The organism is Flavobacterium sp. (genome assembly GCF_049318325.1).
In the GTDB taxonomy this organism is placed as follows: Bacteria; Bacteroidota; Bacteroidia; order Flavobacteriales; family Flavobacteriaceae; genus Flavobacterium.
On sequence record NZ_JBMOGQ010000097.1, the window covers coordinates 1 to 8,973 of the forward strand.

Annotated in this window: 14 protein-coding genes; all 14 read left to right on the forward strand. The window is 35.7% G+C overall.

All coding sequences use genetic code 11. The features are described 5' to 3' along the window. Window positions 1-193 precede the first annotated feature (193 nt). A complete protein-coding gene (locus ACOYLP_RS09025; protein ID WP_422855846.1) occupies window positions 194-769 on the forward strand; it encodes a hypothetical protein in 576 nt (191 codons plus the stop codon). A gap of 28 nt (window positions 770-797) precedes the next feature. Beyond that, window positions 798-1,355, forward strand: coding sequence for a hypothetical protein (locus ACOYLP_RS09030; RefSeq protein WP_422855847.1), 558 nt, complete (start codon window positions 798-800; stop codon window positions 1,353-1,355). A 23-nt stretch (window positions 1,356-1,378) separates the two neighbouring features. Next, complete coding sequence (locus tag ACOYLP_RS09035; protein ID WP_422855848.1) at window positions 1,379-1,753, forward strand: hypothetical protein; 375 nt, start codon at window positions 1,379-1,381, stop codon at window positions 1,751-1,753. Between the two features lie 2 nt (window positions 1,754-1,755). Next, window positions 1,756-2,031, forward strand: a complete 276-nt coding sequence (locus ACOYLP_RS09040; RefSeq protein ID WP_422855849.1) for a hypothetical protein — start codon at window positions 1,756-1,758, stop codon at window positions 2,029-2,031. 2 nt (window positions 2,032-2,033) lie between these two features. Then, the gene (locus tag ACOYLP_RS09045; protein WP_422855850.1) at window positions 2,034-2,822 is read left to right on the forward strand and encodes a hypothetical protein; all 789 of its coding nucleotides are present in this window, start codon (window positions 2,034-2,036) and stop codon (window positions 2,820-2,822) included. Further along, entirely contained in the window at window positions 2,819-3,013 is a 195-nt protein-coding gene (locus ACOYLP_RS09050; RefSeq protein WP_422855851.1) for a hypothetical protein, read from the forward strand. The genes ACOYLP_RS09045 and ACOYLP_RS09050 overlap by 4 nt, the downstream gene beginning before the upstream one ends. A gap of 237 nt (window positions 3,014-3,250) precedes the next feature. After that, on the forward strand, window positions 3,251-3,745 hold the full coding sequence (locus ACOYLP_RS09055) for a hypothetical protein (protein ID WP_422855852.1): 495 nt from the start codon (window positions 3,251-3,253) through the stop codon (window positions 3,743-3,745). 1 nt (window position 3,746) lies between these two features. Beyond that, complete coding sequence (locus tag ACOYLP_RS09060; RefSeq protein ID WP_422855853.1) at window positions 3,747-4,169, forward strand: hypothetical protein; 423 nt, start codon at window positions 3,747-3,749, stop codon at window positions 4,167-4,169. A gap of 1 nt (window position 4,170) precedes the next feature. Next, on the forward strand, window positions 4,171-4,869 hold the full coding sequence (locus ACOYLP_RS09065) for a peptidoglycan-binding domain-containing protein (protein WP_422855854.1): 699 nt from the start codon (window positions 4,171-4,173) through the stop codon (window positions 4,867-4,869). Between the two features lie 142 nt (window positions 4,870-5,011). Further along, window positions 5,012-5,725, forward strand: coding sequence for a glycoside hydrolase family 19 protein (locus tag ACOYLP_RS09070; RefSeq protein WP_422855855.1), 714 nt, complete (start codon window positions 5,012-5,014; stop codon window positions 5,723-5,725). Between the two features lie 10 nt (window positions 5,726-5,735). Then, window positions 5,736-6,038, forward strand: coding sequence for a hypothetical protein (locus ACOYLP_RS09075; RefSeq protein WP_422855856.1), 303 nt, complete (start codon window positions 5,736-5,738; stop codon window positions 6,036-6,038). Between the two features lie 108 nt (window positions 6,039-6,146). Continuing rightward, window positions 6,147-6,683: a hypothetical protein gene (locus ACOYLP_RS09080; protein ID WP_422855857.1), complete on the forward strand. Its 537-nt coding sequence runs from the start codon at window positions 6,147-6,149 to the stop codon at window positions 6,681-6,683. After that, window positions 6,680-7,144 carry a hypothetical protein gene (locus tag ACOYLP_RS09085; RefSeq protein WP_422855858.1) on the forward strand — a complete coding sequence of 155 codons (465 nt, stop codon included), beginning with the start codon at window positions 6,680-6,682 and terminating at the stop codon, window positions 7,142-7,144. The genes ACOYLP_RS09080 and ACOYLP_RS09085 overlap by 4 nt, the downstream gene beginning before the upstream one ends. Before the next feature lie 2 nt (window positions 7,145-7,146). Continuing rightward, window positions 7,147-8,973: ArdC family protein (locus ACOYLP_RS09090; protein WP_422855859.1), on the forward strand; the 1,827-nt coding region annotated here is incomplete at its 3' end.

Genomic DNA, 8,973 nt, shown 5'->3' on the forward strand with positions numbered 1-8,973 from the left:
AAAATCTTAAGGAAGAGGCAGCATTGCAACGTGAGGTTGCAAAAACTGAAAGTGTTAGTACAGATAAACCTAATTACATTCTACCAATTGTGATTGGTGTTGGTGCTGTTGGAGCCATTTTTCTAGTAACAAGTTCAAAAAGTAATCAATAATAACAGACATGAAACAAGAATTAATAACAATAAGTTCAGCTGTGGTGATCGGAGCTCTCTCCAGAGGTCTTACGGGTACAATTACCGAGAAGTCATCAAACACAGTAAAAGGAGTAGTTAATGGCGCAGTTGCAATGGGAGCTGGTTTTTTAGCCATTAAAGTAAGCGGAAGTGATACTAAGAGTTCGCTGATAAGAGGTTCAGCTATAGGCGTTTCAATTGCTCATGGATTAGAGTTGGTAAAAAATATTTTTTCCTCAGAAAATATTGCCGCTAAACTCAATCCAGAAGCAACAATGGGAAGATTTATTCAAAAAGCTGCTGGGCTTTCAGGAGCTGTTAATGCCTTAAATGGGTATATCGATGCCTATGGCAATTACCATGAAGATGGTTTGGGAGGCTATATTGATGTCAATGGCAACTATATAGAAAACGGTTTACATGGGCATGAAGACGAAGGGTTAGGAGGCTACATAGATGCAAATGGTAATTATGTAGAAACTGGACTAGGTGGCTCTGAACAAGGCTTGGGAGTATCGGATAGTGACGGTCTAGGGGCTTATGAGGATGATGGTCTAGGTGCCTATATGGATGAAAATGGAAATTATGTACTCTAATTAAAAACACGTATAAAATTAAAATAAAATGGAAAATAGAAATCCACAATTACAAAGAGCAATTAAAGTCTTAGGTGCAAGACAGCGTCAAATTTCTCACGTAGCAACACCACAGGCTACAAAATTGGTTGATAAAACATTCTATCTCAATGTCCGTGTTGATGGAATGAGCGGTATCAATGAACTTGTAGATGCCAATACAAAAAAAGTGGTTGGGGTTACCAATTTAGATGGTAATCAATTAAATTCTGGTCGTGACGTTGTTATTGACGCCATTCGAGTACAATATACTACCAAGGGCGAAAAAATTGAAAATGCCGATTGGCAAAGTAGAGATACTTTACCAGCAGAACTACAGAATGCAGAATTGCGATTGATTCAGACCAATGACATGCTTATTGATTTACCCCTGACGGATGTTCAGAATTTCAAGCTAGATGATTACCGCCCAATTGCAACTACACCACTTTTAAGAGCCAAAGAAGAATTTAAATTAGAATTAGAGTTTCCAAAGGGGGTAAATGTACCGGTTGGGAAACCACTATTTCTTAGACTGGAATTCAGAATCACCGAAGCAAAAAAATAATCACAATTCATATTACATTTTGCATGAGACAAATTCAATATGTCGTAAAAGCAGTTATCAATCCGGAAGAGTTAAACACATCTGTAAATTTTAAACTTCCAACAGGATTTACTACAGGAGCAGCACTATACACCAATGGAATAGAAAAGGCTATCAATGCCATGGCAACAATTGAAATGAAAGATGATAACAGTATTGCAATTGTTCCATCAGTTCATATTGACAACTGGAGACAGTCCAATGGTGGTGAATATGAAAAAAGCTTTAAGCCAATGAATTTTGATACCGGAAATAAGGATTACAGTTTGATTTTCACTTTAGATGAAAAGCTTCCTGGTGATGTTCCTTTGAAATTTCATGTGGTGTTCCTGTACAATAATAACATCCAAAGAATGTAATCATGTTTGTCGAATCCGCTTTTATTACTAGGGAGTTCCGAGAAGAACAAATTCCAATACTTGAAAATGTCACTTCCCTGAGTATTCTCAATAAAGGCAACAGCATTGCAGTTGTGAACGGATTGCTAATCTATCCCACTCAGAAGCAAATTCTAATTGTGCCTGATGGGACTTATTCAAAAGTGCAATTAGAAGTGCTTTACGAACCGGATAGTAAACAGAAGAAAAAGGTCATGATGCAAAACAAAATATTACTGGTATATAAGAAACTCATATAAAAATGGAGCGACTGGATGAATTAATGGATAAACTCAACAACGACCGTTTTTGCGCTGTTACCATATTTGACAGGAACACCTCAAAGCCTATCTATCGGAATGTTACCCATGAGCTAATCCAAAATCAATACGGTTCATCTGAAGAATTTTTTGAGAAGATTTTTGCTGATGGATATAAAAAGATCACGCTTCAGGAAAAAAGGAGAAACGGATCCAACGCTTTCAAAATTGAAGGAAAAACTTTTGATGTGACATTTGGAGAAGCAAAAAACACCGAGACTAGCGAACCTATGGAAGAAGCTAAAAAAAAGAAAAAAAGCGGATTAATGGGATTGGGTATTGCTGAAATTTTTGATTTGAAATTGCAAGCACATGATCGCTCGGAACTGGCCAGAAAACTCGAAGAATCCGAAAGAAATAATCGGGAGTTGAAGGCCAAAAATGATGAATTAAATGAAGAGCGACTGCAACGGAAATACACTAAAGAGAGTAATGACAGTCTAAATAATATGCTTTTGGGAGCGGTTAAACAGGCGCCATTAATTTTAAAAGCATTAGGATTTAATGTGCCAGCAGAAAATGGAGGTTTGGCTATAGCATCCCCTGATGATTTGTATGATGAAAGTTTTTCTGAAGCCAAGAAGTCTTTTTTGGATATAGTTCAGACACTAGATGATGATACCATTACACTGCTTTCAGTAATTTATCAAAAAATCAACGAAAAATCCCAGGACAACCTTTTTTCACAAGAATTGTTCGGGCTTTTACAAAAATACCAAATGTTAGTATGAGTGTTTTAAGTATAAAGACAATTGAATCAAACCCTTTTAAAGTTCAGAAAAAAATAAAACTGATCCAAGAGCTTGCAGATTTGGAAAATGATGTATTGGAAAAATTGGTAGAACTTAAAAAATCTAAAAAGGCCATTACTATGGTAACCGATGCACAAAGTTGGCAGACTATCAAAGAGTTTATCATGTAGTTACAAACAGCATTGGCTTGGAAATGTAGGATTAAATGTGTACATCATTGTACAAGTGTTTAACAACTCATCCATGTAAACAGGGGTTGGAATAAGGGTAAAACACGTTGGAATCACGTGGCCTACTTCGATAGAGGGTGATAGTCCTGACCATTAAAATAAACCTTTATCCAATCTTGAAAAGTACCTGAAAAGGAGTGAAATAGATTCCCTGTTACCGATGCCAAAAGAGATAAAATGAAAAGACAAGGATTACACAATCCGGCTATCATGGCTGTTGCTTCTTCTGCGCAGGGTCAGAAGGCAATTGCTAGTACACTTGAAAGTGCAAATACAGGAGTGAATGCTGCTGTTTCCATTGTGAAAGGTGTTTTGAAAACCAGTCTTTTCCTTGGAATTGGATACTATGCTTACAAGAAGATATTCAACGGGTTTTCTCCTTTAAAAGAAAATAAAAGAGACAAGCCTAGTAATATTTCTACGGGCATGGCCAAAAATAAGGCTGATGCAATTTATAGTGCAATGTATGGAATTGGGAATGGTTTTAAATCGGTAAAGCAAAATCTAATGGGTATCAATGCCAATGGATTTGTTCAGATTTATAATGCTTTTGGACTTAGAAAAGGAATAAACCCATTGTCAAAGAAAATGAATTTGATTGAATGGTTGAATGATCAATTTAGCCAAAGTGAACTAATGGAATTACGCTTTATTGTACCTAATTACTTTTAACATGGATAGTTTCAAAATGCTACCTATCTCTTTCGGTGTAGCGGGATTGGGTATATTTCTATTTGCGGTTTTCAAAGCTAGGAAAGATAAAAACGGAAACGCTTTTTTGACTAAAGGAACAAGTATAGAAAGCTTTAATGCGAAGGAAATAGCTGAGGCACTATATAATGCGATGAAGGAAGCCAATTTTACTAATTCAGAGAAACGCTCCACCATTTTCACAACACTCACCGGAGTTAGCCAGGCGCAATTCTCATGGGTAATAAAGGCTTTTGGTAACAGGAATTATAATACGATCACCGGTAATACCTATTTCGCCTTTTGGCAAACCCCAACTCGGCACTCTTTGAAAAGATGGCTTAAAGAAGAACTCAGCGAAAGCGACTATAATTTATTGAAATCAAATTACCCAAAATATTTATAGAATGACCACAGAAGATAAAATTTGGATTGGCGGTGGTATTGCTCTCACAATTGTCGGTGGTATTTATTATTTCATCCAGAAAAAAAAGAATGAAGAAGATTTGATACAGGAACCGGAAGCTGATTTAAACCAATTGGACATACCAAAAAATCCATCAAATCCTGTTAGGATTCCCAAACCTTTAACTAGTCCCACTGTGCCAGTTAAAAAAGCCGAACGTACAGCTGATACTTTTAATTATACTGTGGGTCAAGAAGTTATGGCGTCAGGATTTAATGGAACAAAAACCTATGATGCCAGGAAAATGGCTGATGGCAATTATACCAGTGAGGGCATTAGAAAGGCAACCTTTAAAAAGGGTGATAAAATTGGAAAAATTATTTGGGTAGGTAAAAGACCCGATGGTACGTTTCGATATGTCGTACAACGAAACGGATCTTTCTTGAATGACATTTATTGGATTGCAGATCATAATGTAATAACTCCAATAGGTAAAATCTTGTCAACGAAGCTCTCTATTGATACTCCAGCTGGTAGCGACAAAAACAAACTCTTAAAAAAAGGAAGCAAAGGGACAGAAGTCCGGATTTTACAAGCCTTACTTAAAGTGGTTGTAGACGGAGATTTTGGAAGAAATACAGAGAATGCCCTTCTTATGCAAAAGGGAGTTAAACAAATCAGACTTAACGACTGGAAATAATGAATGCGAATACCGGAATATTAATTGGATTGGGGGTCGTAGGTGCGCTCATCATTGTCTATATGGGGGGAGGGGAACAGCCTAAAAAAAAGATTCTAGAAACTCAAAAGCCTAATGTTGAACCTAAAAAAATTCAGCTTTAATGGAATTCTTATTATCAAACAGTACTGCGCTACTTAAGGTATTTAAAAAGTATGCTATAAATACCCCAAAAAGAATTGCCCATTTTCTGACACAACTTCACGAGGAAACAGGCGGATTTATAAAATTTTCTGAGAATTTAAATTACACTCCCACTGGATTGATTGAAACTTTTGGAACAAATCAGATTTCGGTGGCTCAGGCTAATCTGTATGGTAGAACCGCTAAACGTAAAGCCAATCAGCAGGCCATTGCCAATATTGTTTATGGTGGTGAGTGGGGGAAAAAGAACTTGGGTAATACCCAAATTGGAGATGGCTGGCGTTTTAGAGGTCGTGGTTTAATACAATTGACAGGTAGGTCTAATTACCAGGCGTATAAGAACTTTTCAGGCATAGATGTGGTTGCCAATCCCGATTTTGCATCAAGACCCGACATTGCAATTGATATTGCAGGATGGTTTTGGAGTGTTCGATACAACTTAAACCCGATTGCAGACAATAACAACATTACGTCTATTACTAAAAAAATTAATGGCGCGCTTACCAATTTTTCTGAAAGGGTCAAACAACTAAACTACTATGCCAATATTGACATTTTCGGGATATTAAAAAAAAAAGCGAATCAGAGACTGGCCAAAGCGAAGAATAAATTTAGCTATAGCTACTACAACCCTTTTCCTTGGGTGCTCGATTTTGGTTTTAAAACTAAATAACGGATAAAATATGTTACCAATAGAGACTTTAATAAACTATTTCTTGGGTTCAACTACTCTGATTTCTATTTACATCGCTTGGAGATCAAGAAATTCAGAACTAAAAAAAACGGAAGCTTCAGCATTGGAAGCTATCGATTCGATTTATACCAAAATGTCAATCGTAACAGATAAGAAGTTTGAAGAAATGCAGCGAATTATTGATGAAAATACCATCGAGATTCGAAACCTAAAAGAACAATTACAAGAGTATCAAAAGCGATGTGCCAGTTGTTTGAACAACAAGAATAATGAAAAGACAAATTCTGAATAGAATCATTTTTGCCGCCAGTTTGTATTATGAAATCGATTTGTTTCAAGTAATCCAAACCAGCCAGTTAATTCTTTTCATAATCAAAATTCATCTTAACAAAACTAAATCATGAAAAAATCAATCCAATTACTGATTCTCATTTTTTGTATTCTGATAACAGGCTGTTCTTCTACTAAAAAAATTAAAGAAGAAAATACTTTACTCAAAAGTGAAATTCAGAATCGTAACAGCAGTAAAAATACGGTTATCAATCAGCCAATCGATGATAAACTAATTACTCCAATTGTCCAAAGTCAAACGGGCAACCAATCGTTTGATAGCATAGTAAATGCAAAAGTTGACGAAATTCTTACCAAACTAAATCTTACCAAATCATCAGGCGAGAATGGTTATGTGCTCATTTATAACAAGCTTAGAAAACAGTTGGAATTTAATGCGCGGATAGCTCGGACTCAAAGCGAGAATTTGAAGGTTTATAATGAAAATAGCAAGGTTATTATTCAAGAAAAAAAGATCCCTGTGGAGATTGTCAAGCCGTTATCAAAAATGGAAAAACTTTTAATGATTTTGGGAATTCTAGCTATAGTCTATACTGGAATTAGAGTTGTTTTATTCTTACGAAAAGCTTCATCAACATGGGCATGAAGTCAAAACACTTCATTGTTGTCGGAGCTATTATAGGCATTGGTGTTTTGTGGTATAGCAGTAAGATTAACCGTTGGAAAGAAACCATGACTAAATTAAAAGCAGTTCCTACAGGACTTAGAAACTTTGACATCAATTTTAAACGGATGCGTTTCAATTTGGATGTAACCTTATATAATCCAACCAACGGAAATTTCAATCCGGACGGCATTATTGCAATAGTAAAACGAATTATTCTTAAAGATAAAACCGCTAAAAATTTTGCAACAATTACGGTAAATAAATCTTTTATTTCTCTTCCGGCCAAAGGTAAGTTAGAGCTTAAGGATTTGATTGTTGATATTCCAATTCTAGAAAACATTTCCAATTGGCAAACTCTTTCGCAAATCAGGAGTGTTAATGACATTCAAATTGAAACTATTCTGAGTGTTTTAGGTAAAGAATACTCCATAATAAAATAACAATGGATTTAGTAACTGAATTTAATAAGCTTAACTCTAGAACTGTTAAACGTTCTGAACTTAGAGATCTTTTAACCAAAGCTAAAAGACAAAACAATTGGAATATTGTAAATCGCATAGCTAAGGCATTAAAACAGTATCAAGATAAATTATTCATAATTGAGCTAACCGATTTAATTGAGCCTGCTAGCCTCAGCGGGCCGGAGCAAGACATGATCCTGCCAACTCTTGAATACATATCAGAGCAAGATGCAGAAGGTTTAAACGGTATAGTGCAAGATGATATTTACAGCTTTATTACAGACCTAATTATCAATACAATCGATAAAGTAGGTCATTTGCCTTGGCAAAAAGATTGGGTAGGTTCAGGCGCTGATGGAGCAGTAAAAAACTATGTAAGTAAAAAGGAATATACCGGAGTAAATTTCCTTTTGAATTTTGATATCAAATTTGATCAAGAGGGCAAAGGTTTTTTGGTGCCAATACAATTTAAACAACCTTATTACTTGACCTTCAATCAGATTAAAGATGAAGGTGCAAGTCTTAGAAAAGATAGTAAAGCAAGACGCGTAATTTACTATACTATGATTTTCAGTTTTGATAACGGAACATTACAGTTTAAGACTACAGATCGTGAAAAATTTGCCGATTTTGTGAGATCAAATGGCCTGACTAAAGAAGATCTAAAAAGGTATCTTCAGAAAATACCGGTTATAAAATATTACAATGTTTTTCGAGCTGATGATTGTACCGGACTGAAATTCCCAGAGGCCGTTGGAAACAAAAAAGTAAATCCGATTGAGCAAGCGCAAAGCCTTATTGATGGTTATAAAGATCCGCCAACGTACACATTTGTTGGAGATAAAGCATACTATCAACCTGCAACTGACAAACTTAATATGCCCAACATCAATGCTTTCAAAAAAGAAGCATCCTATTACTGTACTTTTTTCCATGAGTTGACACATTCGACTGGGGCAAAAAAAAGATTGAATAGGGATATGACTGGAACTTTCGGGAGTAAACCTTATGCTTTTGAGGAACTCATTGCTGAGCTCGGAGCGGTTTTTTTATGTTCCGAATCTGGCATATTATTTCAGACCAAAGAGAACTCGGCAAAGTATCTTAAAAATTGGAATACTGTATTGGTGAGTGAATTAGAAAATGACAATCGTTTTTTCTTGAAGGCTTCAGCACAATCACAAAAGGCGGTCAATTACATATTAGGTAGAAATATTTCAACTGAAGAAGTAGAAATATCTACAGAGGAAACTAAAAAAAATGCATTAAAAAGACCAGGAAAGAAAAAGACAAAAGCTAAAGTAACCAAGGCCAAAAAAGTAGGACTTTCAGCTATTGTAGATTTAACAAATACTTCTGTTTCGGAAAGAGTAAAAAAGATTACACCAAGTAAAGATAAAGGTCTTAGTGAATTGGAGAAATTAGGATTTATTTCTGCGGATTCTGCACCAACCCAGGCCAAAGATGTTTTTGTGTTGAGTGGAGAAATTGGGAAGTTTTTACAAAAACAACAGCCTCATAAAGCTCTAATCCTTATAAAAGGGAACAAGCACAGTTCTAAATCGCAGTTGGCCATGCAGATTGCAAATGCCTTTGGAGAACAACAAACACCAGTAGCCTACATCGATTATGAGCAAGGCGGTATTGAAAGTAAGGACACAGTAGATAGCATTAATAGAAATACTACCGAAGCAGGGAGAAAATACATAGCTATAAAAGGTTATTTAGAAAAACCTTTTGAAGAATTACAAGGATTCTGCAAGGTGGTAAAAGTAATTATTGCAGACTCGGTTACAGATTTGAAAATT